The 26,432-nt window shown below is 71.0% G+C and carries 31 protein-coding genes, 1 tRNA gene and 3 pseudogenes; 20 read left to right on the top strand and 15 right to left on the bottom strand.

Going from position 1 to position 26,432, the window contains the following annotated elements:
• The first annotated feature begins 95 nt into the window (after positions 1 to 95).
• The 3 genes from R2D22_RS25850 (at position 96) to R2D22_RS25840 (ending at position 3,157) form a co-directional block, all read left to right on the top strand.
• Positions 96 to 1,337 carry a cytochrome P450 gene (locus tag R2D22_RS25850; RefSeq protein WP_318107062.1) on the top strand — a complete coding sequence of 414 codons (1,242 nt, stop codon included), beginning with the start codon at positions 96 to 98 and terminating at the stop codon, positions 1,335 to 1,337.
• Positions 1,338 to 1,403: 66 nt separating this feature from the next.
• A complete protein-coding gene (locus R2D22_RS25845) occupies positions 1,404 to 2,492 on the top strand; it encodes a DUF2330 domain-containing protein (protein ID WP_318109982.1) in 1,089 nt (362 codons plus the stop codon).
• A complete protein-coding gene (locus R2D22_RS25840) occupies positions 2,489 to 3,157 on the top strand; it encodes an O-methyltransferase (RefSeq protein WP_318107061.1) in 669 nt (222 codons plus the stop codon). Before R2D22_RS25845 ends, R2D22_RS25840 begins: the two co-directional genes overlap by 4 nt.
• On the opposite strand, the gene R2D22_RS25835 is transcribed toward R2D22_RS25840, so the two are convergent.
• A complete protein-coding gene (locus R2D22_RS25835) occupies positions 3,154 to 3,465 on the bottom strand; it encodes a hypothetical protein (RefSeq protein ID WP_318107060.1) in 312 nt (103 codons plus the stop codon). The genes R2D22_RS25840 and R2D22_RS25835 overlap by 4 nt on opposite strands.
• Positions 3,466 to 3,503: 38 nt before the next feature.
• Between R2D22_RS25835 and R2D22_RS25830 the strand changes: the two genes are divergently transcribed.
• Entirely contained in the window at positions 3,504 to 3,698 is a 195-nt protein-coding gene (locus tag R2D22_RS25830; RefSeq protein ID WP_318107059.1) for a hypothetical protein, read from the top strand.
• 82 nt (positions 3,699 to 3,780) lie between these two features.
• On the opposite strand, the gene R2D22_RS25825 is transcribed toward R2D22_RS25830, so the two are convergent.
• Complete coding sequence (locus R2D22_RS25825; RefSeq protein WP_318107058.1) at positions 3,781 to 4,011, bottom strand: hypothetical protein; 231 nt, start codon at positions 4,009 to 4,011, stop codon at positions 3,781 to 3,783.
• A gap of 113 nt (positions 4,012 to 4,124) precedes the next feature.
• Between R2D22_RS25825 and R2D22_RS25820 the strand changes: the two genes are divergently transcribed.
• A complete protein-coding gene (locus tag R2D22_RS25820) occupies positions 4,125 to 4,418 on the top strand; it encodes a DUF3533 domain-containing protein (RefSeq protein WP_318107057.1) in 294 nt (97 codons plus the stop codon).
• A gap of 27 nt (positions 4,419 to 4,445) precedes the next feature.
• Here the strand turns inward: R2D22_RS25820 and R2D22_RS25815 are convergent, their stop codons facing one another.
• Positions 4,446 to 5,321 (bottom strand): PhzF family phenazine biosynthesis protein, encoded by an 876-nt coding sequence (locus tag R2D22_RS25815; RefSeq protein WP_318107056.1) that lies wholly within the window; start codon positions 5,319 to 5,321, stop codon positions 4,446 to 4,448.
• Positions 5,322 to 5,455: 134 nt separating this feature from the next.
• On the opposite strand from R2D22_RS25815, the pseudogene R2D22_RS25810 reads away from it, so the two are divergent.
• The 3 genes and pseudogenes from R2D22_RS25810 to R2D22_RS25800 all read left to right on the top strand — a co-directional run.
• A pseudogene (locus R2D22_RS25810) lies at positions 5,456 to 5,611 on the top strand (antibiotic biosynthesis monooxygenase family protein); the annotation flags it as partial.
• A 69-nt stretch (positions 5,612 to 5,680) separates the two neighbouring features.
• A complete protein-coding gene (locus tag R2D22_RS25805; RefSeq protein ID WP_318107055.1) occupies positions 5,681 to 6,010 on the top strand; it encodes an antibiotic biosynthesis monooxygenase family protein in 330 nt (109 codons plus the stop codon).
• A gap of 274 nt (positions 6,011 to 6,284) precedes the next feature.
• Complete coding sequence (locus tag R2D22_RS25800) at positions 6,285 to 7,637, top strand: outer membrane protein assembly factor BamB family protein (protein ID WP_318107054.1); 1,353 nt, start codon at positions 6,285 to 6,287, stop codon at positions 7,635 to 7,637.
• Here R2D22_RS25800 and R2D22_RS25795 read toward each other — a convergent pair.
• Positions 7,561 to 7,890 (bottom strand): annotated as a pseudogene (locus tag R2D22_RS25795) (recombinase family protein); the annotation flags it as partial. The gene R2D22_RS25800 and the pseudogene R2D22_RS25795 overlap by 77 nt on opposite strands.
• 268 nt (positions 7,891 to 8,158) lie before the next feature.
• On the opposite strand from R2D22_RS25795, the pseudogene R2D22_RS25790 reads away from it, so the two are divergent.
• Together R2D22_RS25790 and R2D22_RS25785 are read left to right on the top strand one after the other, a co-directional pair.
• Positions 8,159 to 8,365, top strand: a pseudogene (locus R2D22_RS25790) (antibiotic biosynthesis monooxygenase family protein); the annotation flags it as partial.
• A complete protein-coding gene (locus R2D22_RS25785; protein ID WP_318107053.1) occupies positions 8,362 to 8,838 on the top strand; it encodes a GNAT family N-acetyltransferase in 477 nt (158 codons plus the stop codon). The pseudogene R2D22_RS25790 and the gene R2D22_RS25785, both read left to right, overlap by 4 nt.
• A 6-nt stretch (positions 8,839 to 8,844) precedes the next feature.
• Here the strand turns inward: R2D22_RS25785 and R2D22_RS25780 are convergent, their stop codons facing one another.
• Positions 8,845 to 10,899 (bottom strand): MFS transporter, encoded by a 2,055-nt coding sequence (locus R2D22_RS25780; protein ID WP_318107052.1) that lies wholly within the window; start codon positions 10,897 to 10,899, stop codon positions 8,845 to 8,847.
• A 259-nt stretch (positions 10,900 to 11,158) separates the two neighbouring features.
• Between R2D22_RS25780 and R2D22_RS25775 the strand changes: the two genes are divergently transcribed.
• From R2D22_RS25775 to R2D22_RS25765, 3 genes are all read left to right on the top strand, one after another.
• Positions 11,159 to 12,100 carry a peptidoglycan-binding domain-containing protein gene (locus tag R2D22_RS25775; RefSeq protein WP_318107051.1) on the top strand — a complete coding sequence of 314 codons (942 nt, stop codon included), beginning with the start codon at positions 11,159 to 11,161 and terminating at the stop codon, positions 12,098 to 12,100.
• A 160-nt stretch (positions 12,101 to 12,260) separates the two neighbouring features.
• Positions 12,261 to 12,911, top strand: a complete 651-nt coding sequence (locus R2D22_RS25770) for an HAD family hydrolase (RefSeq protein WP_318107050.1) — start codon at positions 12,261 to 12,263, stop codon at positions 12,909 to 12,911.
• 253 nt (positions 12,912 to 13,164) lie between these two features.
• Complete coding sequence (locus tag R2D22_RS25765; protein ID WP_318107049.1) at positions 13,165 to 13,572, top strand: hypothetical protein; 408 nt, start codon at positions 13,165 to 13,167, stop codon at positions 13,570 to 13,572.
• A gap of 171 nt (positions 13,573 to 13,743) precedes the next feature.
• On the opposite strand, the gene R2D22_RS25760 is transcribed toward R2D22_RS25765, so the two are convergent.
• On the bottom strand, positions 13,744 to 14,328 hold the full coding sequence (locus tag R2D22_RS25760; RefSeq protein WP_318107048.1) for a TMEM165/GDT1 family protein: 585 nt from the start codon (positions 14,326 to 14,328) through the stop codon (positions 13,744 to 13,746).
• Between the two features lie 499 nt (positions 14,329 to 14,827).
• Between R2D22_RS25760 and R2D22_RS25755 the strand changes: the two genes are divergently transcribed.
• From R2D22_RS25755 to R2D22_RS25740, 4 genes are all read left to right on the top strand, one after another.
• On the top strand, positions 14,828 to 15,484 hold the full coding sequence (locus tag R2D22_RS25755) for an HNH endonuclease family protein (RefSeq protein WP_318107047.1): 657 nt from the start codon (positions 14,828 to 14,830) through the stop codon (positions 15,482 to 15,484).
• Between the two features lie 126 nt (positions 15,485 to 15,610).
• Complete coding sequence (locus tag R2D22_RS25750) at positions 15,611 to 17,305, top strand: alkaline phosphatase D family protein (RefSeq protein WP_318107046.1); 1,695 nt, start codon at positions 15,611 to 15,613, stop codon at positions 17,303 to 17,305.
• A gap of 111 nt (positions 17,306 to 17,416) precedes the next feature.
• Complete coding sequence (locus R2D22_RS25745) at positions 17,417 to 17,887, top strand: DoxX family protein (protein ID WP_318107045.1); 471 nt, start codon at positions 17,417 to 17,419, stop codon at positions 17,885 to 17,887.
• Positions 17,888 to 18,219: 332 nt separating this feature from the next.
• A complete protein-coding gene (locus tag R2D22_RS25740) occupies positions 18,220 to 18,822 on the top strand; it encodes a DedA family protein (protein WP_318109981.1) in 603 nt (200 codons plus the stop codon).
• Here the strand turns inward: R2D22_RS25740 and R2D22_RS25735 are convergent.
• Both R2D22_RS25735 and R2D22_RS25730 read right to left on the bottom strand, forming a co-directional pair.
• Complete coding sequence (locus R2D22_RS25735; protein WP_318107044.1) at positions 18,788 to 19,030, bottom strand: DUF2277 domain-containing protein; 243 nt, start codon at positions 19,028 to 19,030, stop codon at positions 18,788 to 18,790. The genes R2D22_RS25740 and R2D22_RS25735 overlap by 35 nt on opposite strands.
• An 82-nt stretch (positions 19,031 to 19,112) precedes the next feature.
• Complete coding sequence (locus R2D22_RS25730) at positions 19,113 to 19,355, bottom strand: hypothetical protein (protein ID WP_318107043.1); 243 nt, start codon at positions 19,353 to 19,355, stop codon at positions 19,113 to 19,115.
• A 214-nt stretch (positions 19,356 to 19,569) separates the two neighbouring features.
• On the opposite strand from R2D22_RS25730, the gene R2D22_RS25725 reads away from it, so the two are divergent.
• Positions 19,570 to 20,328, top strand: a complete 759-nt coding sequence (locus R2D22_RS25725) for a GntR family transcriptional regulator (protein ID WP_318107042.1) — start codon at positions 19,570 to 19,572, stop codon at positions 20,326 to 20,328.
• Here R2D22_RS25725 and R2D22_RS25720 read toward each other — a convergent pair whose 3' ends face one another.
• Together R2D22_RS25720 and R2D22_RS25715 are read right to left on the bottom strand one after the other, a co-directional pair.
• Positions 20,329 to 20,889 carry a hypothetical protein gene (locus R2D22_RS25720; protein ID WP_318107041.1) on the bottom strand — a complete coding sequence of 187 codons (561 nt, stop codon included), beginning with the start codon at positions 20,887 to 20,889 and terminating at the stop codon, positions 20,329 to 20,331.
• Positions 20,890 to 21,189: 300 nt separating this feature from the next.
• Positions 21,190 to 21,813 (bottom strand): LysE/ArgO family amino acid transporter, encoded by a 624-nt coding sequence (locus tag R2D22_RS25715; protein WP_318107040.1) that lies wholly within the window; start codon positions 21,811 to 21,813, stop codon positions 21,190 to 21,192.
• 69 nt (positions 21,814 to 21,882) lie between these two features.
• On the opposite strand from R2D22_RS25715, the gene R2D22_RS25710 reads away from it, so the two are divergent.
• Entirely contained in the window at positions 21,883 to 22,809 is a 927-nt protein-coding gene (locus tag R2D22_RS25710) for a LysR family transcriptional regulator ArgP (protein WP_318107039.1), read from the top strand.
• A 3-nt stretch (positions 22,810 to 22,812) separates the two neighbouring features.
• Here the strand turns inward: R2D22_RS25710 and R2D22_RS25705 are convergent, their stop codons facing one another.
• From R2D22_RS25705 to R2D22_RS25685, 5 genes are all read right to left on the bottom strand, one after another.
• Complete coding sequence (locus tag R2D22_RS25705; protein WP_318107038.1) at positions 22,813 to 23,118, bottom strand: Imm32 family immunity protein; 306 nt, start codon at positions 23,116 to 23,118, stop codon at positions 22,813 to 22,815.
• A gap of 5 nt (positions 23,119 to 23,123) precedes the next feature.
• Positions 23,124 to 23,714: an SMI1/KNR4 family protein gene (locus R2D22_RS25700; RefSeq protein WP_318107037.1), complete on the bottom strand. Its 591-nt coding sequence runs from the start codon at positions 23,712 to 23,714 to the stop codon at positions 23,124 to 23,126.
• Positions 23,715 to 23,775: 61 nt separating this feature from the next.
• Positions 23,776 to 24,120 (bottom strand): hypothetical protein, encoded by a 345-nt coding sequence (locus R2D22_RS25695; RefSeq protein ID WP_318107036.1) that lies wholly within the window; start codon positions 24,118 to 24,120, stop codon positions 23,776 to 23,778.
• A gap of 856 nt (positions 24,121 to 24,976) precedes the next feature.
• Positions 24,977 to 25,135, bottom strand: a complete 159-nt coding sequence (locus tag R2D22_RS25690; protein WP_318107035.1) for a hypothetical protein — start codon at positions 25,133 to 25,135, stop codon at positions 24,977 to 24,979.
• A gap of 241 nt (positions 25,136 to 25,376) precedes the next feature.
• A tRNA-Val gene (locus tag R2D22_RS25685) sits at positions 25,377 to 25,451 on the bottom strand.
• Positions 25,452 to 25,613: 162 nt separating this feature from the next.
• On the opposite strand from R2D22_RS25685, the gene R2D22_RS25680 reads away from it, so the two are divergent.
• On the top strand, positions 25,614 to 26,378 hold the full coding sequence (locus R2D22_RS25680) for a DUF4097 family beta strand repeat-containing protein (protein WP_318107034.1): 765 nt from the start codon (positions 25,614 to 25,616) through the stop codon (positions 26,376 to 26,378).
• Positions 26,379 to 26,432 lie beyond the last annotated feature (54 nt).

The following is a 26,432-nucleotide window of genomic DNA, read 5'->3' as shown; positions in this document are numbered from 1 at the left end:
GGCAACAGTTCCCGCCACGGCCCTTGCCAGTTGTAGAACTCGTTACTACCTTTCCGGCAACATCTGACGGGCCATCAGACATGGAGTGTGCCGCGATGACGTGCCCCCATCTCCCCGAAGGGTTCGACGCCACCGACCCCGACCTGCTCCAGTCCCGCATACCCTTCCCGGAGTTCGCCCAGCTACGGCAGACCGCGCCCGTCTGGTGGTGCCCCCAGCCGCGCGGCGTCACCGGCTTCGACGACGAGGGGTACTGGGCCGTCACCCGGCACGCGGACGTCAAGTACGTCTCCACACACCCCGAGTTGTTCTCCTCCACCGAGAACACCGCGGTCATCCGCTTCAACGAGCACATCACCCGGGACCAGATCGAGGTCCAGAAGCTGATCATGCTCAACATGGACCCGCCGGAGCACACCCGGGTCCGCCAGATCGTCCAGCGCGGCTTCACCCCGCGGGCGATCCGCACCCTGGAGACGGCACTGCGCGAGCGCGCCCGCGCGATCGTCGCCGAGGCGAAGCGGAATGCCGCCGCGGACGGCTCCTTCGACTTCGTCACCCGGGTCGCCGTCGAACTCCCGCTCCAGGCCATCGCCGAACTGATCGGCGTACCACAGGAGGACCGGGCCCGGATCTTCGACTGGTCGAACAAGATGATCGCGTACGACGACCCCGAGTACGCGATCACCGAGGAGATCGGCGCCGAGGCCGCCATGGAGCTGATCGGCTACTCCATGAACATGGCCGCCGCCCGCAAGGAGTGCCCGGCGAAGGACATCGTCAGCCAGCTCGTCGCAGCCGAGGGCCAGGGCAACCTCTCCTCCGACGAGTTCGGCTTCTTCGTGCTGCTGCTCGCCGTCGCCGGCAACGAGACCACCCGCAACGCCATCAGCCACGGCATGCACGCCTTCCTCACCCACCCCGACCAGTGGGAACTCTTCAAGCGCGAGCGGCCGGCGACCGCCGCCGAGGAGATCGTCCGCTGGGCCACCCCCGTGGTCTCCTTCCAGCGCACGGCGACCCAGGACACCGAGATCGGCGGCCAGAAGATCAAGAAGGGCGACCGGGTGGGGATGTTCTACTCCTCCGCCAACAACGACCCCGAGGTCTTCGAGAACCCCGAGACCTTCGACATCACCCGCGACCCCAACCCGCACCTCGGATTCGGCGGCGGCGGCCCGCACTTCTGCCTCGGCAAGTCGCTCGCCATCCACGAGATCGAGCTGATCTTCAACGCACTCGCCGACGAACTGCCCGACCTGACCCTGGCGGGCGAACCGCGCCGGCTGCGGGCGGCCTGGCTCAACGGCATCAAGGAACTCCAGGTCCGCGCCTGAGGGTTCCGAGGTTTGGACGCCCGTGGCCGGAACCGATTGCTCCGATCGGTAGTCTCACACCCCATGATGCGGGGCAGACAAAGAATCCTGACACTGGTGTTCGCGCTCCTGGCGCTGCAGCTCGGCTCGCTGGTCTCACCGGCCTGGGCCTGCGGCTGCGGCGCCATGGTGCCCACCCGCGACCAGAGGATCGGGGTCGACCGGGAGACCTCGGTGGTGCGCTGGAACGGCCGTACCGAGCAGATCGTCATGCGCTTCACCGTGCGCGGGAACGCCCAACGGGCCGCCTGGATCATGCCGGTACCGGCCCGGGCCGACGTCGAGCTCGGCGACCCGCAGCTGTTCGACGACCTCTCCTGGCTCACCCGGCCCGAGGAGAAGGAACGGCACTACTTCTGGCCGCGCAGCGGCGACTGGCCGTTCGCGGACAGCGACGGCGCGGGCGCGGCGGCGCCCCCGCCCGGCGCGGGCGGCGGGGGCGTCGGCGTGGTCGGCCGCGAACGCCTCGGCCCCTTCGACGTGGCCCGGCTGACCGCCACCGACCCGAAGGCGCTCAGCGGCTGGCTGAAATCCAACGGTTTCGAGCTGTCGGACCGGCTGTCCGACGCGCTCCAGCCGTACGTGGACCGCAAGTGGGAGTACGTCGCCGTCCGGCTCGCCCCGGACGAGAAGGGCGCGACGCTCGGCGGCGACCTGGACCCGCTGAAGATCCGCTTCGCCAGCCACGAACTCATCTACCCGATGCGGCTGTCCCGGCTCGCCAAGACCCCGCAGTCGCTCGGCCTGTACGTGCTCGCCGACCACCGCATGGAGCCGCAGTCCCGGATCGGCGGCGCGAAGCCCGAGGTCTTCTACGCGGGCAGGATCAATCCGGAGGGGCCGGTGGCGGCCCTCACCGACGGCAAGCCGGCCTATCTCACCGCGATCGACCAGGAGTTCCCCGACCCGTCGAAGATCGACGGCGACCACCTGCTGAGCGCGGCCGACTCCGACACCCCGTACCGGGAGTACTACTACACCGACCGGCTGCTGACCGTCGGCGACGGCATCCCCGTCTGGCTGCTCACGGTCCTCGGCGTACTGGCCGCGGCCGGCGGGACGTTCGTGGCGGTACGCCGCCGACGGCGACCCGCTGCGGTACGTTCGGCCGCATGACCCAGGAGCAATGGACCACCGTCGACCGTTACTTCACCGATCTCCTCGCCCCCGCGGACGAGGCCCTGACCGCCGCGCTCGCGGACAGCGCGGCGGCCGGACTGCCGGCGATCAACGTGGCCCCCAACCAGGGCAAGCTGCTGCATCTGCTGGCGGTCGCGCAGGGCGCGCGGAACATCCTGGAGATCGGCACGCTCGGCGGGTACAGCACGATCTGGCTGGCCCGGGCGCTGCCGGTGGACGGCCGGCTGGTCACCCTCGAGTACAACCCGGCCCACGCCGACGTGGCCCGCGCGAACATCGCGCGGGCCGGCCTGGACAAGGTCGTCGAGGTCCGCACCGGCGCGGCCCTCGACACCCTGCCGCAGCTGGAGACCGAGGGCGCGGGCCCGTTCGACCTGACGTTCATCGACGCGGACAAGGTCAACAACCCGCACTACGTGTCCTGGGCCCTCAAGCTGTCCCGCCCGGGCAGCCTGATCGTCGTGGACAACGTCGTACGCGGCGGGAAGATCGCCACCGAGCACCCGGACGACGCGGCCGTCACCGGGACCCGCGAGATGTTCGAACTGGTCTCCCGCGAGCCCCGGCTGGACGCGACGGCGTTCCAGACGGTGGGCGTGAAGGGCTACGACGGCATGCTGCTGGCGCGGGTGGTCGGCTAGTCCGTCGCGCCCCCGGAGCGCGGCGCGGTCGCCTCGTCCGGGCGCGCCCACCCGCCCCGGCGCCGGGTCTCGTCCTCCTGGGCCAGGCGGCGCAGGACGGCGAGGACCGGCTCCAGCAGAAGCACGACGATGGCGGCGTGCTCGGCCAGCCTGAAGCGGTCCCCGGCGTCGTCGACCTCCTTGATCCGGTCCAGGTCGAGCTTCGCGGCGGCCGCGGCCAGCTCGGCGTAGGGCAGCAGGTCCTCGGTGCTGTAGTCCGCGCCGATGCGGCCCAGGTCCATGAGGCTCGCGGCGAGGGCGCGCCGCACTCGCCGGGCCGCTCCAGCGCGAACCGCACCCGCCGACCATGACGGTGCTGACCAACCCCGCGGCCGGCAGCTTCGGCTCCGCCATGGCCGCCGAGATCAACCGGAAGGTCGTTGCCACGACCTCCGTACAGGTGGGCTGCGGGCTCACCCAGGAGCTCGGGCGGCAGACCGCGCAGCACCCCGCGTCCGACGGGCCGGCCGTCCCGCCGCGCCCGGGGCCGCCGCCCAGCTGATGATCGCCGACCCCGTGAAGGTCCACGTCGAGGAGGGGCACCCGCTCGGCACCCACAGCGGCCTCGGTCTGAGCGCCTTCTTCTACGCCCTCGTGCTGGTCCTCGGCGGCATGCTGGGCGCGAACGTGATCCACGCCCAGGTGGACACGGCCCTCGGGTACATGGCCAACGACAAGGGCCCGTTCCGCTTCGTCAAGCCCGCCCAGCAGATGACGCGGTTGCAGCACTTCGTGGTCTGCTCGGTGCTCATGGTCGTCCTGTCGATGCCGACCTCCGCGCTCGCGATGGCCGGCGCGATCGGCGTCGTCGGCATCGACGCCTCGCACCTGGGCCTGCTGTGGATCTTCGGAGCATGCGCCACGGCGGCGATGGGCATCACCGTGCTGGCCCTGCTCGCCGTGTTCGGCACCCCGGGCCCGATCCTCGATGCTGCTCCTGATCGGCCTGGCCATCCCGTCGGCCGGCGCCACCATCCCGCTCCAGGCACTCCCGGACTTCTACCGCTTCCTGGCGGAGTTCGAGCCGTTCCGCCAGGTGGTCGACGGTGTCAGGTCCATCCTCTACTTCGGCGCGCGGACCGACGCCGGGCTCGGACGCGCCTGGATCACGACCGCTCTCGGCTTCACCGGGTCGCTCGTCCTCGGCCTGGCCCTCACCCGCCTCTACGACCGCAGGGGGCTGCACCGCTCGGCCCTCCAACTGTCCGAGGCCCGGCTTTAGACGGTCGACGGATGTCGACGGACACGGCTAGGGCATGCGGACGCTGTGCATGACCTTCGCGGCGCCGCCCAGTCGGATCAGCGGGCCCGACGGGCCGCGCCGTGTGGTGGCGGTGATCGTGGCGGGGCTGCCGAGCGAGTCGCCCATGTCGACGGCGATGTCGGTGATGCCCCGACCGGACAGGTGAGCGGCGAGACATGCGGTGCTGTTGGCGTTGGCGATGTCCTCCGGGACACCGATCGCCGGGGCGAACATGCGGGCCGCGACGCGGCCGTCCTGCGTCGGCACGGAGTGGACGAAGCAGCCGAGGAAGCCGAGACGGTCACAGGCGGACCGGAGCCGTTCGAAGTCCGGGGAGAGGGCCGCGAGAGCGGACCGCGAACGAACGGGCACCAGCAGCCGCGATCGCCCCACCCCGGCGACGCGGGTGCCCGGAGCGAGCGCGTCCGAAGGGACGCCGAGCGCGGGCAGGACGAGGTCGCACTCGATCGCGGTGGGCTCGCGCAGGTCGACGGGACCGGGGTCGAAGGCGGCTTCGACGTGCGTCTCCTTCCGTACCGACCGACCGGCGAAGACACGCCCCTCCGTACGGAGGGTCGCCCTGTACTCCTCGCCCCCGGCCCGCTCGGCGAGAAGGGCCAGAGCGGCGACCGTCCCGTGGCCGCACGCGGGCAGTTCTCCCTGGGCGGTGAAGAAGCGGAGGGAAGCCGTGGAACTCCCGGGTCGGTCCTCGCGCACCGCGACGAAGACGGCGTGCGACGTCCCCGTCAGAACCGGCACCCGCCGGCGCTCGGCGTCACTGAGCGCAGCCTCGTCCATCACCGCGGTGGGGCTGCCGCCTCCGCCGTCGCGCAGACACGCGCGCACGATCGCGACGGGCAGACCGCGTCCGCCGGTCAGCATCCGGGAAGCCGGTCGGTGAGCATCACGCGAAGCACCGTACCGACACCTCGCCCTCCCTACCCCTCACGCCGCTTCGACCGGCGGATGCAGGAGACTGCACGCACGTGATCAAGGCGGGGTGCCGTGCCCGGCCTGTGCTTCCCGAGACGTGTCGTACGCCCAGTGTGGTGAAGATCAACGTCCTGACCGTCCCGGCCGAGCAGCGCGAGGTCCTGGAGCAGCGCTTCGCGTCCCGGGCGGGGTCCGTGGAGGGCTCCGACGGCTTCGAGTGGTTCGAGCTGCTGCGCCCGCAACAGGTGCGCTGATGTACCACTCAGTTGCTCACGTCCTCCTGACAATCCTTGCGGCAGGATGGGCACATGAGCGTAGTCAAGATCAACGTACTGACCGTGCCGGCCGAGCAGCGCGAGACGCTGGAGAAGCGCTTCGCACACCGCGCCCACGCGGTGGAGAACTCCGACGGCTTCGAGTGGTTCGAACTTCTCCGCCCGGTCGAAGGCACCGACAACTACCTCGTCTACACGCGCTGGCGCGATGAGGAGTCTTTCCAGGCTTGGCTTGAGGGCCCCATGAAAGCAGCGCACCAGGGCGGCAGTGAAGAGAGCGGTGAGAAGCCCAAGCCGGCCGCCTCCGCTTCGACCTTGTGGTCCTTCGATGTAGTCCAGCAGGCTGCGCCCAAGAACGCCTAGCGAGCTCGTGCACAAGTTGGCGGTGAGACGTCGTGGACTTCGGACAAGTGCAACTCGGCTTCGGCCTCGCCGATCGACGAGGCGAAGCCGGCCGACGTCGAGCGCGAGGTTGCGGTGCCTGTCAGCGCGTAGGACCTGCACGTCGCACCGCCAGAAGCGCCCCGGATCTTCAAGGATCTGGGGCGCTTCGCCGGCTTAGGGACGATCCGGCACGGCTACGGACGAGAGCTGTGCGGGTGATCACGTCTCCCCTAGTCTGACGGAGCCTTGACGTATGGCAGCGCGCACGACCGGCGACGCGAGACCGGGACGGGAGCGGTGGCTTTCGTCCCGCGAGGGAACGCGGCGGCTCCGCCCCCTGCTCGCGGCCGTTGCCGCGCTGGTCGTCGGCCTCACTGCGGGCTGCTCCGCCTCAGGGGGCTCGATGCGCGTTGTCTGGGATGCCCCGGTCGACGACAGTGCCCGGGACTACGGCAACGGTGCCTGGCTCGTCGACGACACACTCGTCCGCAGTCGGTACGACGCCGTCACCGCCTTCGACGCCCGGTCGGGCGACCGGCGCTGGGAGTACGCACCGCCCGGTCAGGACCATGTGTGCGCGGTCGGTCGTCGTACGGCCGGTTCCGTCGTCCTGCTGGCGCGGGGGGACCGTGGCCCGGGCGGTCAGGGCTGTGCGACCGTCGCCGCGCTGGACCTCACGACCGGCCGTGAGCTGTGGCACGTACGGCGCGCCCCGGCCGACCTCACCGAGTCGCTCACCGACATGGTCGCCGCCGGGGGCGGGCTCGCCGTACTGCGGGACGGCGACGACCGATGGGCACTCGAGACGATCCAGCCTACTGTTCAAGGCTCGCAGTCCCTGCGCGCTTTCGACCTGCGGACCGGCGCCCCGCGCTGGAAGGCGGCAGTCCCGGCGGGCTGCGTGCCCGAACGGGTCGCGGCCGGCGAGCGGCTGGTCCTCGCGGTGCTCACCTGCGGCCGCACCGAACTGCGGCTGGCCGCGTTCGACAAGGCCGACGGGAAGGCACAGTGGTCCGCGCCGCTCGGCGGCCGCCCGACTCCGGGCACGGACGCGGAGGTGACGCTGCTGTCGACCGATCCCGTGGTCGTGCAGGTCGGCGGGACCGTGCAAGGCGGCCTGCCGGGCGCATACCTCGCCTTCGGCGAGGACGGGACGCCCCTGAGCCGGATCGAGCCCACCGGTGGTCACGGCACGAGCCAGTCGCACAGGCCCGAGGTTGTGGCGGTCGCGGACGGGCGGCTCTACGCCGCCGCCGAGACCAAGCGCGGTAAGGAGTACGTGAACCGGGTGGTCGCCTTCGACCTTCTGAAGGGCACCGAAGTGTGGCGGAGCGACCTGGCCTCCGGCCGCGGCTTCCTCGCACTCGAAGCGGCCGGCGGCCGAGTGACCGCCCTCGTCCGCATGCTCGCACGCAGGCATGACGACACGGACGAACTGCTGGTCCTCGACGCAGCCACCGGCGACGAACAGGACACCAGCGACACCGGGGCCGACATCGACCACAAGGCGGGCGAACTCACGGACCTGCTCATCCACGAGGACCTGGTGGTCGTCGTGCGGTGGGGCCGGGGCGTTCGGCCCTTCTCGGTGTACGAGCGCGGATGAGGTCTGGGATCGCTCCCCGTGTCGGGGTTGAGGGCGCGCGCCTTGCGGGAACGGATTCCGCAGATGCGCGGATTGCGCAGCACGGTCTTGAGTTGATGTCGACGATGGGCCGTCGGTGCCGCTCCACCACGTCGATGGCGCCCTCAAGATGGCGGTTGTCGCGCGTGAGACGGTCGATGTCGTAGACGATCAGCCCGTCAAGACGTTGTCCGTCCGGCGCTCGACCGGCCTTGAGGTCCTCCAACGCGCCTTCGAATACGGGACGGACGACGCGATGAACGAAGCGTCCGTCGGGGAGACGAACACGCTTCTTGCGCCATGCGGACGTATCCGGCTCGTATTAGATGTGCACGCAGGTGCCACCATGCCGGCCGATGTAATGCCGGGCGTCCCGCTCCTGCTCCTTGGTACTTTTGATGTCACGGCCCGTCATGGGGCTGCGTCGACGCTCTAAGTTCCCCCACTGCGCGCGAGAGACCAAGTCATCTTCGCTCATGCTTCGTAAGGTACGTATGAACACCATGCGCCCACTGGAGGGCACCGACCAGTACCTGGTGTACACCCGCTGGCGCAGCGAGGAGGACTTCCAGAACTGGATGAACGGTTCCATGAAGGCCGCGCACCAGGGCACGGCGGGCGGCAAGGGCGGGGCCGAGCGCCCGAAGCCGGCGGCCACCGGCTCCACCCTGTGGTCGTTCGAGGTCGTCCAGCAGGCGTCGCCCAAGTGAGCTGGTCCTTCCACCCCGAGGCTGTCGGCACGGCCGATTCCACGGCGCTGCGCCGCGACTACTACGACGACGTCGCCAGCCGCTACTGGAAGCGGCCCGCGACCGAGGCGGAGATCGACGAGGGGCTGACGAACGACGGCGTCGAGCTGCTCACCCCGCCGACCGGGCAGTTCCTGGTGGCCCGGTACGGGGACGAGCCGGCAGGCTGCGGCGGCGTGCTCCTGCTCGACGAGGAACGCGCCGAACTGACCCGCGTCTTCCTGCGCCACGCCTTCCGCGGCAAGGGCGGCGCGAACGCTCTGCTGCGCACCCTGGAGGACGAGGCGCGCGCCCTGGGCGCCCGGCAGATGGTGCTCAACACCCGCCTGGACCTGATCGAGGCCCGCACGCTCTACTCCCGCAACGGCTACGCGGAGATCCCGGCGTACTGCGAGGGCCCGTACATGGACATCTGGTATGGCAAGGAGCTCTGAGCTCTCCTACGGGTGGTGGTGGTCGCCGGGCGGTTCGGGGTCGTGGGGGCGCTCGCCGTCCGAGCCGCACAGCTCGGCGGTCAGCTCCTCGACCAGCTGGACCAGGTCGGTCGGGCGCTCCGGGCCCCACCAGTCGCCGAGCAGCTCGGCCAGGGACTCCTCGCGGGCGCGGGCGAGCTTCGCGGCGGCCTCGACGCCCGCGTCGGTGAGGATCAGCTGCAAGCCCTCCCGGCGGGCCAGGCCCCGTTCCTCGATCTGCCGGGCCGCCTCGGTGACCGCCCGCAGCGGCACCGTGGTGGTCTCGGCCAGCCGGGCCGGTTCGACCGTGCCGTGCCGCTTGATGCGCAGCAGCAGCCAGCTCGCGGCGGGCAGCAGGTCGTACCCGGCCTTCACGGTGATCTTCACGTACACGGCCTTGCGGCCCTCGCGGGAGCCGAGCACCGACAGGGCGCGGGCGCACTCGTCGTACGAGGACCGCTCGACCGGGTTGGACGCGAGGGTCTCGCTCGCGTCGGGCGCGGTGACCGAGCCGCGCAGCCGGTCCTCCTTGAGGAACCAGGACACGACGAAGGCGACGAGGACGACGGGCGCGGCGTACAGGAACACGTCGGTGATGGACGTGGCGTACGCGTGCAGCACCTCGGGGCGCAGGTCGGGCGGGAGTTCGGCGATGCCGCGCGGATCGCCGGCGATCCCGTCGGCGCTCAGGCCGGGCGGCAGCTCCCGGCCCGCGAGGACGTCGTCCAGCTTGTGGTTCAGCCGGCTGGTGAAGATCGTGCCGAAGACGGCGACGCCGAAGGACGCGCCGATGGAGCGGAAGAAGGTCGCCCCCGAGGTCGCCACGCCCAGGTCCTGGTACGAGACGGCGTTCTGCACGACGAGCACGAGGACCTGCATGACCAGGCCGAGCCCGGCGCCGAAGACGAAGAACGAGATGCTCATCATCCAGTCGGAGCTGGTCTCCTTCAGCTCGTTGAGCAGCAGCAGCCCGATGCCGGTGACCCCCGTTCCGGCGATCGGGAAGACCTTCCAGCGGCCGGTGCGGGAGACGATCTGGCCCGACGCGGTGGACGTGATCAGCATGCCGAGGACCATCGGCAGCATGTGCACGCCGGACATCGTCGGGCTGACGCCCTGGACGACCTGGAGGAACGTCGGCAGGTAGGTCATGGCACCGAACATCGCGAAGCCGACGATGAAGCTGATGACGGAGACCAGGGTGAACGTCCGGATCCGGAAGAGCTTCAGCGGCAGGACGGGTTCGGCGGCGCGCTGCTCGACCCGCACGAACCAGACGAGCAGCACGGCCCCGAGCACGGCGAGGCCGATGATCTGCGGCGAGTCCCAGTCCCACGTGGTGCCGCCGAGCGAGGCGACGAGCACCAGGCAGGTGGCGACCGAGGCGATGAGGAACGTGCCGAGGTAGTCGATGGTGTGCCGGGTGCCGGGGGCCGGGATGTGCAGGGCGGCGGCGATGACGAACAGGGCGACGACGCCGATCGGCAGGTTGATGTAGAAGACCCAGCGCCAGGACAGGTGCTCGGTGAACAGGCCGCCGAGCAGCGGCCCGAGGACGCTGGTCGCGCCGAACACGGCACCGAACAGCCCCTGGTACTTGCCGCGTTCGCGCGGCGACACGAGGTCGCCGACGATCGCCATCGACAGCACCATGAGCCCGCCGCCGCCGAGGCCCTGGACCGCGCGGAAAGCGATGAGCTGCGGCATGTTCTGCGCGATGCCGCAAAGGGCCGAGCCGGCGAGGAAGATGACGATGGCGCCCTGGAAGAGCTTCTTGCGGCCGTACTGGTCGCCCAGCTTGCCCCACAGCGGCGTGGCGGCGGTGGACGCCAGCATGTAGGCGGTGACCACCCAGGACAGGTGCTCCAGGCCGCCGAGTTCGCTGACGATGGTCGGCAGTGCGGTGGAGACGATGGTCTGGTCGAGTGCGGCCAGCAGCATCCCGAGCAGGAGCGCGCCGATCGGGATCATGACCCCGCGCCGGCTCGCGCCCTCCTGGGGAGCGGGGGCGCCTGCGTCGGAAGTCCGCATTTCCTGGGCCATCGGCGTCTCCTCCTGGCCGGGACGGGCTCCGGCTCAGCTCCATCCTGGGGTTTCCGTCCCGTTATGGCCTCTCGAGCGGGGATCCGTGCCCGGCCGGACATCTGCGGGCTGCATAATCACTGGCAGTTCAAGGGGAGGGAACACAATGGCCGGATACGTCTGCCCAGAATGCGGTGCGCCGCCGAGTCCGGACGGCGGGCCCGAGCTGGCCTGCGCGTGCGCTGCCCGGGCCCTGCGCGCGGCCGAGACGGCCGCGGAAATGGCCGCGGCAGAAGACTTCGACCCGCTGCGGATACGCCCGTACGTGAACCTGGAGGCGTCGGGCGCGGAGGCGGATCCGCACGTACCGATGCCGCCCGCGGACCTGCCCACGGTCGTGCCCGAGGGACTGGATCCGGCCACGGCGGCGATGCCGATGCCGATGCCGGCCGTTTCGCATGACGGCATGGATGCGGGCGCGGGTGCGAGAGCGGGCGCGGGTATCGGGTACGCGGCGGAGTCCGGGGGCGGGCCGCAGGCGTACAACGAGGGCGACGCGTCCGAGACCATGCCGCTGCTGCTCGACCGGGCCGCGTTCGGCGCGCCGCCGGAGGCGGACCCGGAGCACGAGCCGCCCGGCCGGCGCCGCGGACTGATGGTCGCGCTGGTCGCGGGCCTCGCCGTGGCCGGAACCGCGGCCTTCGCCGTCGGCGTGCTCGGCGGCGACGACCAGGACGGCCTGGCGGGCCCCGACGCCGCCAGTTCGTCGACCGCGCTGCTGGTGTCCGAGGCGCCGACACCGACGCCGTCGGAGTCCGAGTCGGAGTCGGACCGGGAGTCGGCGTCCCCGTCGACGTCCGAGTCCGCGAGCCGGTCGGCGTCGCCGTCCGCCTCCCCGTCCCGTACGGCGTCGGCCGCGGCGCCGCGCCGCTCCACGAGCGCGCCGGCCCCGTCCACCTCGTCCTCCCGGGCGGAGCCGCCCACCGGACCGGAGGACGGCGGACCGACGCTGAGCCGCGGCGACTCCGGGCCGGAGGTCCTTGAGCTGCAGCGCCGCCTGAAGGAGATCTGGGCGTACAAGGGTCCGGAGAACGGCGAGTACTCCGGGAAGGTCGAGGAGGGGGTCGCGTCCTTCCAGTCGTACATGGACATCGAGGAGGACCCCTGGGGCGTGTACGGCCCGGCGACGCGCGAGGCACTGGAGGCGGTGACCTCCGGCTGACGGGTGGGCCGAGCGAGGGCGGACGGGCGGCGCGGAGGCCGGGTGGCGCCGAGGGCCCCTCGTTTTGTATCGTGAAGAAACAAAGTGGCCCCGCTCGCACTCCCTGACCGGCGAGCGGGACCGCTTCGTTCGTCGCACCCGGCTCCCTGGAGACCACTCCATGCTCACCGCCCGCGCCCTCCTCCTCGACATGGACGGGACCCTCGTCAACTCCGACGCCGTCGTGGAGCGCTGCTGGCGCCGCTGGGCGGAGCGGCACGGACTGGACCCGCACGACGTCCTGAAGGTCGTGCACGGCCGTCAGGGCTACGCCACGATGGCCGCGCTGCTGCCGGACCGCCCGATGGAGCAGAACCACGCGGAGAACAGGGTGATGCTCGCCGAGGAGACCGCCGACCTCGACGGCGTCGTACCGGTGCCCGGCGCCCCCGCCTTCATGGCCACCGTCGCCACGCTGCCGCACGCTCTCGTCACCTCGGCCGACGAGGCCCTCGCACAGGCCCGGATGGGCGCGGCCGGGCTCCCGATGCCGGCGACCCGGGTGACCGCGGAGCGCGTCGGCGCCAGCAAGCCGGACCCGGAGGGCTTCCTGAAGGGCGCCGCGGAGCTGGGCGTCGACCCGGCGGACTGCGTGGTCTTCGAGGACTCCGAGGCCGGTATCCAGGCGGGCCGCGCGGCCGGGATGCGCGTGGTGGGCGTCGGCCCGCGCGCGGCGGCCTTCGGCCCCGACCTGCACGTGGCGGACCTGACGCGACTGCGGGTCGAACCGGCCGACGATGGCACCATCGCGCTGCACGCCGACACCGACTGACGCCACTCAAGGCACGAAAAAGGGGCACCCCCGCGAAGGGGGCGCCCCTTTTTTCGTCGCCCAGGGCAGCACGAGAGATGCACTGACCTGCGATTTCACACGCTGGCACCACCTCACGGCGGGCGTGACGCCACCTCTGGCACCAATAGAGCTCCCCAATGGCACCACACGTGTGCCGTGATGGCGTCACGAACGCGGGGCCGGTTCACGAGAACCGACCCCGAGCCGAACCACAGCCGAAGGAGCCCGCACCATGTCCCTCAACCTGACCGCCCAGGACAAGAACACCCTCCGGACCGCCGCGTACGGCGCCGTCTCGCTGCTGGCCGCCGGCGACGCCGCCGGCTCGCCCCACAAGGTCGCCACCCACGGCAGCATCGCCCTGGCCTCCGCGACCGGACCGGTGGGCCACGTGCTCGCCGAGAAGTCGAAGATCGAGAACCTGGACGGCAAGTCCGTGGCCGCGATCGCCGACAAGGTGCTGCCCGCCCTGACGGCGGCCATGGACCTGCTGAAGAAGCAGGACCCGGCGGAGGCCGACAACTTCCGCGGCATCATCGCCGTCGCGATCGAGGCCGGCACCCGGGCGCACAAGGGCGAGCCCGGCCCCGTCCTGGCCGAGATGACCCGCAAGATCAACGGGGCCCTCGACGCCGCGTGAGGGCACGGGAAGCCGCGGAACTCCCCCGCTCCCGCGACCCCCGCGCACCCGAAAGCGGCCGGACCGTCTGCGGCACGGCCGGCCGCTCCTCGCTCTCGCACCCCTCGCTCACGCGGGGCTCAGAACCTGAGCCTCGCTCACGCGGGGCTCAGAACCTGACCGACGCCGCGATCACGCCGCGATCGCCTCGTACAGGCTGAAGCCCGCCAGCGCGATCATCAGGCAGGCCGCGATCCTGGTGATCAGGCGCAGCGGCACGTACTTCATCAGCGTCCGGCCGCCGACGATGCCGAGACCGGCGACCGCCCACAGCGCCAGCACCGCGCCGATGCCGACCGAGACCGGGTTGTCGTAGCGGGCGGCGAGGTTCGCGGTCATGATCTGCGTCAGGTCGCCGAACTCGGCGACCAGGATGAGCATGAAGCCCGCCCCGGAGACCTTCCAGAAGGACTGGTCGGCCGGGGCCTTGATCTGCTCGTCGTCGTCATCGTTCTTCTTGAGCAGCAGCATCGCCGCGCCCGCGAGGAACAGCACACCGACCACGGCCTGCACCAGCCGGTGCGGCAGCAGGGTCAGCACGCTGCCCGCCGCGATCGCGAGGGCGACATGGACGGCGAAGGCGGCGGCGACACCCGCGAAGACGTACGACGCCTTGTAGCGGGTGCCCAGCATCAGACCGGCGAGCGCGGTCTTGTCGGGCAGCTCGGCGAGGAAGACGACACCGAAGGTGATCGCCAGGATCGTGAAGCTGAACACGGAGCAGGTTCCTCAATCGGTAGGGCGTGACCGTACCGAGAGATCCGTTTCAGGGGTCGCTTCGGCTCGGCAACGCCATGAAATGACACATGGACATCGCGGCCGAAGGTCTCGCTGGCGGGCCTCTGACGAGGCCGCCTCCGGGCGCCGGCTGGAACGAGTCCAGCAGTATGTCGACGGTCCGGCGAAGAGCTACTCCCCTTCTGCTCGCTCAAGCATACGACACCCCGTCGACGCCCCCGAGGGCCGAAAGTCCTTCGCCCCGGCGGCGGGTGCGGCGTGACCCAGCTCACAACCGCAACGAAACGGACATAGATTCCAGCCAACCCCAAGACGGGACAGGGGAATTGGTGAGGTGTCACCGCAGCCCTTGATGTGACGTGCCCATGTCGCCACCCTGTTACCTGGCGCACCCCCCACAGCAACCTCGCGCCACGACGATGGCCACGCCGTCCGGTGGGCGGCATGGCCAAGGTCCCCCCACGACAAGGGAGTTCGCATGTCCGGTGTCTACGCGCGTCGATTCGCGCGCCGTCTCTCCGTGCTCACCGCCACCGCCGCCCTCACCGTCACCGGCCTCCTGGCCACCGCGCCGACCGCCCAGGCGGCCATGCCCACCCCGGTCAGCGCGGCCACCGCCCGTACCTACCTCGCCTCGCTCACGGTCAAGGCGGAAGGTTCCTCCACCGGCTACAGCCGGGACCTGTTCCCGCACTGGATCACCCAGTCGGGCGCCTGCAACACCCGCGAGGTGGTCCTCAAGCGCGACGGCGCGAACGTCGTCACGGACTCCAGCTGCGCCGCGGTCAGCGGCAGCTGGTTCTCCCCCTACGACGGCGCCACCTGGTACGCCGCCTCGGACATCGACATCGACCACATGGTCCCGCTCTCCGAGGCATGGAAGTCCGGCGCCAACTCCTGGACCACGGCCAAGCGCCAGTCCTTCGCCAACGACCTCACCCGCCCGCAGCTCATCGCGGTCACCGACAACGTCAACCAGGCCAAGGGCGACCAGGACCCGGCCGAGTGGCTGCCCTCCGTCACCTCGTACCGCTGCACCTACGTCCGCGCCTGGGTGCACACGAAGTACTACTGGGGCCTGAGCGTCGACTCCGCGGAGAAGAGCGCGCTGCAGTCCGTACTGAACGGCTGCTGAGGCGCCCTTCAGGAAGGAACCCCGGAGCATTCCCCTTTCAGGAACCCGGGAGCATCCCTCCGTCGTTCCGTCGGCGTCCTTGGGTACGTACGGGCAGGACGGCGGGACGACGGAGGGGAGCACTTCATGGCGGCCGGACTCAGACTCGGTCCACTGCTGAGACACGTCGACGGGGCGGGCGGCGGCACCGCGACCGTCTGGGTCGAGGCCGACCGCCCGTGTACGGCGCGCGTACGCTGCGCGGACGACGGCAGCGGGGGCAGCGGCGCGGAGGGCAGCGCGCGCACCTTCCAGATCGCCGGGCACCACTACGCCCTCGTCCCGGTGACCGGCCTGACACCCGGCGTCGCGACCCCGTACGAGGTGCTGCTCGACGACCGCCCGGTGTGGCCGCCGCCCGGCTCCGGCTTCCCGCCCAGCACCATCCGCGTCCCCGACGCGTCTCCGGGCGCGGAGCTGCGGGTGGCGTTCGGGTCCTGCCGCTGGGCGGCGAAGCCCGTGGGCGAGCACGACCCGGTCGGTCCCGACGCCCTGGACACCCTGGCGACGACGCTCGCGGCGGCGCTCGCCGCCGATCCGGACGCCGAGCGGCCCGACGTCCTGCTCCTCCTCGGCGACCAGGTGTACGCGGACGAGACCTCCCCGGCCGTCCGCCGCCGGCTGGCGGCCCGCCGCGACCTGCGCGAGCCCCCGGGCACCGAGGTCGGGGACTACGAGGAGTACACCTGGCTCTACGACGAGTCCTGGCGGGACCCGGAGGTGCGCTGGCTGCTCTCCACCGTCCCCAGCTGCATGATCTTCGACGACCACGACGTCATCGACGACTGGAACACCAGCGCCTCCTGGCTGGCCGGCATGCGGGCCACGCCGTGGTGGCGCGAGCGCATCCTGAGCGGCCTCATGTCGTACTGGGTCTACCAGCACCTGGGCAATCTCTCCCCCGCCGAACTGGCCGCCGACCCGCTGTACGCCGAGGTGTGCGCGGCCCCCGACGGCACCGAGCCGCTGCGCCGGTTCGCGGCCGAGGCGGACGCCGATCCGGCGCGCACCCGCTGGAGCCACCGCCGCGACCTCGGCCGGACCCGGATCGTCACGATCGACACCCGTGCGGCCCGGGTCCTCGACGAGGCCGGGCGGGCCATGCTCGACCCGGACGAGGCGCGCTGGGTGCGCGAGCAGGTGCTCGACGCGCCTGGATCGTACGACCACCTGCTCGTCGCGACCTCCCTGCCATGGCTGCTGCCGCCGCTGATACACGACGCCGAGACATGGAGCGCGGCCCTGTGCCGGGGTGAACGGGGGCCGCGGTGGGCCCGGTTCGGGGAAGACCTGCGGCAGCGGTCGGACCTGGAGCACTGGGCGGCGTTCCCGTCCTCGTTCGCCTGGCTGACGGAGCTGCTGGCGGAGGCGGGCCGGGGGCCCGGGGCGCCGGCGACGGTGTGCGTGCTGTCGGGGGACGTGCACCACGCGTACGTGGCGGAGCCGGTGGGAACGGCGGGAGCAGGAACACGGGTGTTTCAGCTGACCTGTTCACCGTTGCACAACGCGATACCGGGTGTGGTGCGGCTCGGGTTCCGCTTCGGCTGGAGCCGGGCAGGAGCGCGGCTGGGGCGGGCGCTGGCGCGGCACGGCCGGGTGGGGCGGCGGTCGTTCGACTGGCGCAGGACGGGCGGGCCGTGGTTCGGCAACCAGTTGATGACGCTCACACTGAGCGGGAGGTCGGCGAGGCTGCGGCTCGACCGGACGAAGGCGGTACGGGGCGGCGGGGCGCGGCTGGTGAAGGCGGACGAGCGGTCGCTGACGCCGGAGGACGCCGACTGACGCCCACATACTGAGAAAGGCTTAATGTTGAACTTGCAAGCACTATTCAGGCTTGCCTAACCTAAGGGCTCGTCGGTGTCGTCCCCCGTGACCGAAGGAGCCCCTCCCCCCATGAACACCCTTGCGTCCCGCCTGAATCAGTCCCAGCCGTACGCCCTCGGCCTGTTCCGCATCGTCGTCGGCCTGCTCTTCGCCTGCCACGGCGCCGCGTCCCTGTTCGGCGTGCTCGGTGGCGCGGTGGGTGGCGGCACGGTCCCGACCGGCCTCTGGCCGTTCTGGTACGCGGCGGTGATCCAGCTGGTCGCCGGAGCCCTGGTGCTGCTCGGCATAGGCACCCGCAGCGCGGCGTTCGTGGCGTCCGGCTCGATGGCGTACGCGTACTTCAAGATGCACCAGGCCGAGGCACTGTTCCCGCTGCAGAACGGCGGCGAGTCCTCGGCGCTCTTCTGCTGGGCGTTCCTGCTGCTGGTGTTCACCGGCCCGGGCGCGCTGGCGGTGGACGGCCTGTTCGCGAAGCGCGGCGCGGCTGCGGGCGCGGAGGGCGAGGAGCGGACCGAGCCCAAGGCCGCGGCGCTGGCGTAGCCGTACCGACGACGGACCGGTGGCGCGGGTCCGGAAGAGGCGCGGCGCCGGAATCGTGGCGCGGGCCAGAATCGAGGCGCGGCGCCGGAATCGAGGCGCGGCGCCGAAATCGAGGCGCGGGCCGGAATCTAGGCGCGGGTCCGGATCGAGGCGCGGCGCCGGATCGAGGCACGGGCCGGAATCACGGCCTCCGCGACCGGAATCCCGGCCTCCGTGGCTGAAATCCCGGCCGAAGAACCGAAATCGTGGCCGACGGGCCGGAATCGCCGAAAGGTTCCGGCCCGTTCCGCGTACCGGCGTGATCACCGGGCGTACGCTCTACGCCTGTGAACGTGCTCGACAGCGTGGGGCCGCTGACCGCCGGCCCGTGGATCTACGCCGCCGTCGCCGCGTCGGTCCTGCTGGACGTGTTCCTGCCGGTGCTGCCGAGCGGCGTCCTGGTGGTCACGGCGGCGACGGCCGCCGCGGCGACCACCGGCGCGCCAGTCCCTTCCCTGCCGGCGCTGCTGCTGTGCGCGGCGACGGCCTCGGTGCTCGGCGACCTCGCGGCGTACCGGCTCGCCTGGCACGGCGGGCCGCGGCTGGACCGCGCGCTCGCCCGCTCGCGCCGCCTGCGCAGCGCGCAGGAACGTCTCGGCAGCGCGCTCGCGCGGGGCGGCGGGGTGCTGGTGGTCCTGGCCCGCTTCGTACCGGCCGGGCGCTCGGTGGTCTCGCTGGCCGCGGGCGCGGCCCGGCGCCGCGTACAGGACTTCCTGCCCTGGTCCGCCCTGGCGGGCGTGGCCTGGGCCGGGTACAGCGTGGGACTCGGCTACATCGGAGGCCAGTGGCTGGGCGCGACCTGGCTCGGTGCGGGGGCCTCCGTCCTGGCGCTGTTCCTGGCCGGGACGCTGGCCGGCTTCGTCATACGGCGTCCGGCACCGGCTCCGGCTTCTTGAGGCCACGCACCTCCAGGTGCTCCAGGAGGGCGCGGGTGGCGTCGGCGATCTCGTCGACGGCCCGGTCGAACACCTCCTGATTGTGCGCGGCCGGGGCGCGGAACCCGGAGACCTTGCGGACGTACTGGAGGGCGGCGGCCCGGATGTCGTCCTCGGTGGCCTCGTGGGGCAGGACGGGCGGACGGAGCGTCTTGATGCTGCGGCACATGCTTCCAGTGTGCGCCCGGGGAGACGGAAGCGGGCGGAGTCGACGGAGGAAGCGGCCGACGAAGCGCCCACTCCCCGGCCACTCAGAGCAGATCGCCGCGACTGCGGGCGTTGGCCTCGGCGGCGCGGGCGCGCAATTCGCGCAACGGGGTGGCGAGTTCGACGTCGGAGGGTCGGGCCTCCCACTCGCAGCCGCCGTGCACGGGTCGGATGAGCAACCGGCCGGCGACGCTGTCGACGTAGAAGCCGACGCGCCCGGTGGCGTTGTCCCGGACGAGATCGCCGACCTCGGGCAGGCCGGGACCGATTGCGGGGTCGTGCGTCATGGTCCCTCCGTCCTGGCCTGCGACATCTCCTACGAGTACCGGGGTGCGGATCTCCAGAGATACACCCAGAGAAGCCCTGAGACACTCCCCTGTCAATGTTTCTCTAGAGATGTCCCCCGATGGATGGATCGGGTGCACGGGACGGCGCACACGCGTGCCGCCACGCCCAGGGGCGCGCCGTAGGGTGTCCCCCGACGAAGGGAGTGGGTCCCCCATGGCTGACCAGGGCAGCGACCGTCGGCCCAAGTACCGGCGCATCGCGGACGAGTTGAGATCCGCGATCCAGGAGGGCACGTACGGGCCCGGCGACCGCCTCCCGGGCGAGAACGACCTCATGGCGACGTACGACGTGGCCAGAATGACGGCCCGTCAGGCGCTTTCGGTGCTCCGGGACGAGGGGCTGGCAGAGGCCCGGAAGGGCGCGGGGGTCTTCGTCCGGTCGTTCCGCCCGATCCGCAGACGCGGCATTCCGCGGCTGGCGCAGGGGAACTGGGGCACGGGCCGGTCGGTCTGGTCGGCGGACATCGAGGAGCGCGCGCTGCTGGTGGACCAGATCGAGGTGACGGAGGCACGGGCGACGGCGCGGACCGCGGCGGCGCTGGGCGTGCCACCGGACTCGCCGCTGTGCGTGCGGAGCCGCCGCTTCGTCCTCGACGACAAGCCGGTCCTGCTCTCGGTGTCGTACCTGCCGGCGACGGTCGCCGCCGGCACGGCTATCACGACCCCGGACACCGGCCCGGGCGGCACGTACGCGCGCCTCGCGGAACTGGGCTGCAAGCCCACCCACTTCCGCGAGGAGATCCGCTGCCGCATGCCGACGGCCGACGAGTCGGCCCGCCTGTCCCTGACACCGGGAACGCCGGTCATCCTGATCTGCCGGACGGCGTTCACGGAGCAGGGGCAGCCGGTCGAACTCAACGAGATGACCCTGGACTCGGGCTCGTACGTCCTGGAGTACGACTTCGACGCGTGATCAGTCGCCCTCGGCCAGCCCCATCTGACTCCAGTCGACGGTGAAGGGCTGCTTGAGGAACCGGAAACCGCCGGAGTCCTCGCCCTCGACGTAGAGGAGGGCACCGAGGTCTGGCTCCTCCCCGTCGGGCGGGAGGAGTTCGGCGACCGCGTTCCTCGTGTACGCGGGAACCATCTCGGGGATGTCGGTGAAGTACTCCGCCGGATCGAGTTCGAGGATCCGGCAGGCCCGATGGATGAGGCAGGGCCCGGGAGGGGTCCAGTAGAACTTCCCGCTGCAGCTGTAGTGCGCCAGGCAGTGCGCGAGCATGCCCCGCCGCAGGGGTTCCGGCTCCTTGACCCGTACGGCGAGGGAGGCCATCCGCACCGCGTACATGCCGAACATGCCGACGGCGTGCCTGGCGGTGAACCGGGCCAGCGTCTCGAACTGCCGTTGCCCGGTGAGCGCGGCGAGCGCGCTGTCGATGTCCGCGTCGAGCGGGCAGGGCAGTTCGTCCTCCTCGTACGCACGCGTCTTGAACCGCGGCGGATTCAGCCGCTCCCAGAGGTCTTCAGACAGCAAAGCGCGCCTCCCCCTGGCGGAGCTCCCCGAGCCCGCGAAGCCCGCACAGCTCCCCCGGAAGCCGCAAGCGCTCCCCACTCTTCCCCGTTTCGCTCATGCGAAGCACCCTAACGGGGAGTGGTCGGCCACTTGTTCAGGGAGTCCGGGCGCCGGCCGTAGTCATGCGCGGGTCGGCAAGCCCGGAGCCGGCCTGGACGGCCATGGGCGACCTTGGACGGACCTGGACGACCGTGGGCGGACCTGGACGGCTCTGGACGGACTTGAATGGCTCTGGACGGACCTGGACGGACCTGGACGGCTCTAGACGCCGACGACGAGCATTCCGCCCATGGCCAGCATGGTCGCCGCGACGAGCCCGTCCAGTACGCGCCAGGCCTTCGGCCGGGAGAGGATGCCGCTCAGCAGCCGGGCGCCGAAGCCCAGGGCGAAGAACCAGCTCAGGCTGGCCAGGGCCGCGCCCAGGCCGAAGGCCCAGCGCAGGTCGCCGCGGTCGGAGGCGAGGGAGCCGAGGAGCAGCACCGTGTCCAGATACACGTGCGGGTTCAGCCACGTCATGGCGAGGCAGGTCAGGACCGCCCGGCGGGCCGAGCCGGCCTCCGGTCCGCCCGTGGTCAGGGCGGCGGCCGGATCGGGCCGCAGCACGCGCCGGGCCGCGAGGAAGCCGTAGCCGAGCAGGAACGCCCCGCCCGCCAGGCCCACCACGGTCAGCGCCGCCGGCCAGGCCGTGACGACGGCGCCCACCCCGGCCACGCCGAGCGCGATGAGCACCGCGTCCGATACGGCGCAGATCGCGACCACGGCGAGGACGGCGTGGCCGCGGGCGCCCTGGCGCAGAACGAACGCGTTCTGGGCGCCGATGGCCACGATGAGGGAGAGACCGGTTCCGAATCCGGCGAGCGCGGCGGCTAGGAGGCTGCTGGTCATGGCTTCGACCATAAGGACGGCCTATGGATGAGTACAGCTAAAGATTCTTAAGTACCCTTAGCCCTACTTATGGAAGAGCTCCCCCTGGACCAGGTCCGGACGCTGCTCGCGGTGGTCGACGAGGGCACCTTCGACGCCGCGGCCGCCGCCCTGCACGTGACCCCGTCCGCCGTCAGCCAGCGCGTCAAGGCTCTGGAGCAGCGGACCGGCCGGGTCCTGCTGTTGCGTACGAAGCCGGTGCGCCCCACCGAGTCCGGCGAGGTGGTGGTCCGGTTCGCCCGCCAGCTGGCACGGCTGGAACGGGACGCCCGCGCCGAACTGGGCCTGGCGGCCGAGCAGGGCCCGGTCCGGATCCCGATCGCGGTGAACGCGGACTCCCTGGCCACGTGGTTCCTGCCCGCGCTCACGCGGGTTCCGCAGGACCCGCCGATCTGCTTCGAGCTCCACCGGGAGGACGAGTCCCACACCACCGCCCTGCTGCGCGAGGGCCAGGTGATGGCGGCGGTCACCTCGTCGCCCGACCCGGTGGCCGGCTGCACGGTCCGGCGGCTCGGGCTGGCCCGCTACCGGGCCGCGGCCACACCGGAGTTCGCCGCCGCCCACCTCACGGGATCCCTACCGGAGGACCTGGGCGTGGCCCCGACCGTGGTCTTCGACCGGCGCGACGGCCTCCAGGACGCCTTCGTCCGGTCCCTCACCGGCGGCCGCTGGGGCGCCGGGCCGACCCGCCACCTGGTACCCACATCCGACGGGTTCCGCGACGCGGTGGCCTTCGGCCTCGGCTGGGGCATGGTCCCCGAGCCCCAGGCAGAACCGCTCCTGCGCTCCGGCCGCCTGGTGGAACTGGCCCCGACGCACCCGATGGACGTCCCGCTGTACTGGCAACAGTGGAAACTGGACTCCCCCGCCCTGTCCAAAGTCGCCGAGGTGGTGGCAACAGCCGCCGCCGAAGCCCTCCTGACCGACGAGGGAAGCGCCCCCCGAGAACACCGATGACGACTACGAGGGATCCGGTCCCTCCCCATCGCTGCGCTCGAGGACCAGGCCGACGGACCCGTCCTCCAGTCCGTTGCTGTCTTCGAGGTGCAGGTGGGCGCCGTCCGGAACCCCTTCGCCGGCCAGCACCAGAAGATGCCCGGCGAGCGCCCTGAGACCCGCGGCGTTCGCCTCGATGACGACCTCACCCCCGAGGTTCCGCACCTCGATCCGGGCGTCGTCATCCCAGGAGAAGCGAAGCGCCGCCCCGTCGACGGCGGCCGTGACGTGAGTGCTCTCGACCGGCGCCGAGCCGCTTCCGGAAGTCATGGACCTCATACCTCCGCGAACCAGGAGCGACCCTGCGCCCAGTGGGTCACCCAGCCCGTGAAGCCAGGGATACCGGGCATCACGGCGTCGGACGACTGAGAACCGAAGGGCATCGCGCCCTCGCCGGCGATCTGCCAGACGTGACCGCGCTGGGGGCCGGTGACGATCAGGTGCCAGTACATGCCGCAGCCGTCGGTGCCCAGCAGCAGCGAGCCGTGGTCGAACACGGGGTCCGTTCGTGCCTCGAACTCCTCCTCCGACAGGGCCTCCTCGTCCCCCTCCGCCTCCCACAGCCACGCCGCCGTGAGCGGAAAGGGTTCGGCAAGCAGGCGCACGGGGCGCTGCGCGCCCCAGTCCGAGGGTGTTTCCGCGAGGGGCAGCAGTCCGTAGTAGGGCGGTCCGGCACGCAGTCCGTCGCAGACCTCCGCCACGAACGTGCGGTACGGCTCCGGAAGCACGACGCCATGCTCCCCCTCGAACCCCCGCACCGCCTCCCAACCAGCCGGCGGCAGAGCCTCGGGCCGACCCGCGAAAACCTCGCGAAGAACAGCCAACTCGCCCGGATCGCAGCTTTCCGTATTCATGCCGACCATCATGCAGGACCCCGAAGAACCGGCCCAGGCATCCGGATGAGGCGCACGTGTCCGGCACGCGTGCTCAGAGCTCGACCCGCTCGCTCACGACACCGTCAGCAGGCTCCCCGTAGCGGAGCACGACGTGCGCCGGCCGAAACCGAAGCGCTCGCAAGCCCGGCTCCATCACGCGGTACAGAACGACTGCGTCAGGCCCGTAGGCGAAGATGACCACCTCGCCCCCACCGAACTCATTGCCGTCGACCTCACCGACACCCGCAGCCGCGACCGCGGCCCCGATGGACCGCTCGGCCTCAAAAACCAGTGCCCACTGATCAGGTTCACCGAGATCGTCGCCACCCAGCTGGAAGCGAGCAATCACGGCGTGCTCGGGAGGTGCCGCCGGCAAGCCGAAGAGTGCGTCCTGCATGGCGGCTGTTGGGTGCCCAAGACTGCGGCGCCCGACCGACACCCGCTTGGTAGGTCCGATCAGGCTCCGTCTGAGCCCGCCTTGCCCATGGGTGTCGGGCCCTCGATGCGAACTACCCGCGAGGAGGTCGTTGGGGTGCTGGGCCAGCCGTCCAGGACGAGTGCCACGGCCGTCGACTGTGGTCGCGGCGGCTCCTGTACTTCGCTGCTGTTCTGCTCAACTGAATCCAGCCGTCCCCACTGAGCGTACGCCCGCTCGATCTCGGCTACGTACTGCCCGAGATGAAAGTGCACCTCCTCGATGGCCCTCCCATCGAAGCCCGGGTACATCAGGTCGGTCCAGACCACGATTTCGCCCTGCAGTCGTACTCCGATGCCGAGGCTGGCAGGGCCTGCTTCGGGCCGATGCTGTGTCGCGACGCTTACCTGGCGGGCGGCATCAGTGGGGTAGAGCGGTCCCCCAGGACGGAGAAGCCACCTCGGATGCAGGCCGGCCGCTCGACTGTCACTGCGCGACACCATGTCGAGGCCATCGACGAACAGGTACGTGTGTAGGGAAGTACACGCTGATGGTCCGGGACAGGTGCTGATGAGCAGGGTGCTGATCGCACCGCGGCTTCGAAGATCGGGCTGCCTGAACCGAAGCCCACGCGGGGGCCTACGCGGCATCTGCCTTCTGTGACGACATGCGCAGATCATAGCGAAGCCCCGATTCGGAAGATCTGGTCCACGGATCGCGACTGACCTGGGCAGTTTCTGATCCGGGATCTGGCCTCATTTCGGCCGGTGCTGCCCGTGATTCCCCGCCGGGTCCCGTCCGATCGGGCAAGTAGCGGGCATGGCGCCCCGGCGCCCGATCAGTGATCGACCGTGCCGCCCAGCGCGAAGAACAACATGCCAACGGCGCCCATGAGCACAATCGGCACGACGATGATCAGCAGAATGATTCGGAGAGTGCGCAGCAGGCCAGTCCCTGCCTCGGTCAGTGTGTCCCGTATCGGGTCTTGATCAGTCATGAGTCCCTCTCCGGCAGCAATGTACGGCGGGGGCGGCGGGGCGGCTTTGGCGATATGTTCTCAGGGCCCTGCGTCGGTCGGCGTCTGCGGGCCTGTCTTCCCGGACCACAGGGAATGCCACGAGCCAGATGGATCGGCTCCTGGGAGGGCACCCGCAGCCGTGATCGACCGCCCCTTGCTGCATGTGGCATCCACGTGGCATGGAGAAGCCCCCAACCGTGATCGGTTGGGGGCTTCTCGCTGGTGGGCGCGGACGGTTTCGAACCGCCGACATCTGCTTTGTAAGAGCAGCGCTCTACCCCTGAGCTACGCACCCGTGGAATGAAGCAACAGCGTACATGGCGTTCCGGTGTGTCCGGCAAACCGATACCGGGGCTGGGGGTAACCCCACCATCGATGGGGTGGTGAGCCGGATCGAGCGGGGTGGTGGGGGTGCGTAGGTTGAGGGGGCAGTCAGACGCGTCAGACGGGGGTCATCGTGGCCGCACATCGTATCCGCACGTTTCTTGCCACCGGCGGGGTCGTGATCGGCGCGCTCGGGGTGACCGGGTGCGGGAGCGCAGACGTCGGCGGTGCGCCGGTCGAGCGGAAGAACTTCGCGTTCAGCGGCGACGCGCTGACCGTGGACTCCGACAATTCGGACCTGGAGATCGTGCCGGGGGACGTGACGGACATCCGGGTGACCCGGCAGGTCGACGGGTGGGTGTTCCTCGGGGAGGGGCCGAACCCGACCTGGCGGATGGAGGGCTCGAAGCTCGTGCTGCGGGTGGAGTGCGACGCCGTCGCCAGCAACTGCGGGGCCCGGCACACCGTGACGGTGCCGCGCGGGGTGGCGGTGACCGTCGAGGACCAGAACGGGGACATGACGCTCGACGGGTTCGCCACTCCGCTGACCGTGCGGTCCGAGAACGGCGATGTACGGATCCGCAACCAGGGCGGGCCGCTCGACCTCGGCAGTGAGAACGGGGACGTCCATCTCGAGAGCGGAACTCTCAAGACCCTGGTCGCGCGGACCGAGAACGGGGACGTCGCGATCACTCTGCGCGCCGTCCCGGAGAAGGTGGAGGTGAGCAGCGACAACGGGGACGTCGACCTCCGGCTGCCGCGCGGCTCGTCGTACGACGTCGCCGGCTCCAGCAACAACGGCGACCTCAGCATCGACGTGCCCAACGACAAGGCGAGCACCCACCAGGTGTCCGCTCGTAGCGAGAACGGGGATGTCGCCGTGCGCGCGGCGAACTGACGGACCCGTGTGTTCGTCCTTACCTGGTGGGAGAATGAACCGGGCAGGGCGGAC

Origin of the sequence: Streptomyces sp. HUAS YS2 (assembly GCF_033343995.1) — a bacterium.
Taxonomy (GTDB): Bacteria; Actinomycetota; Actinomycetes; order Streptomycetales; family Streptomycetaceae; genus Streptomyces; species Streptomyces solicathayae.
The sequence above is the reverse complement of the archived record's forward strand: the minus strand, read 5'-3'. Positions and strand labels throughout refer to the sequence as shown.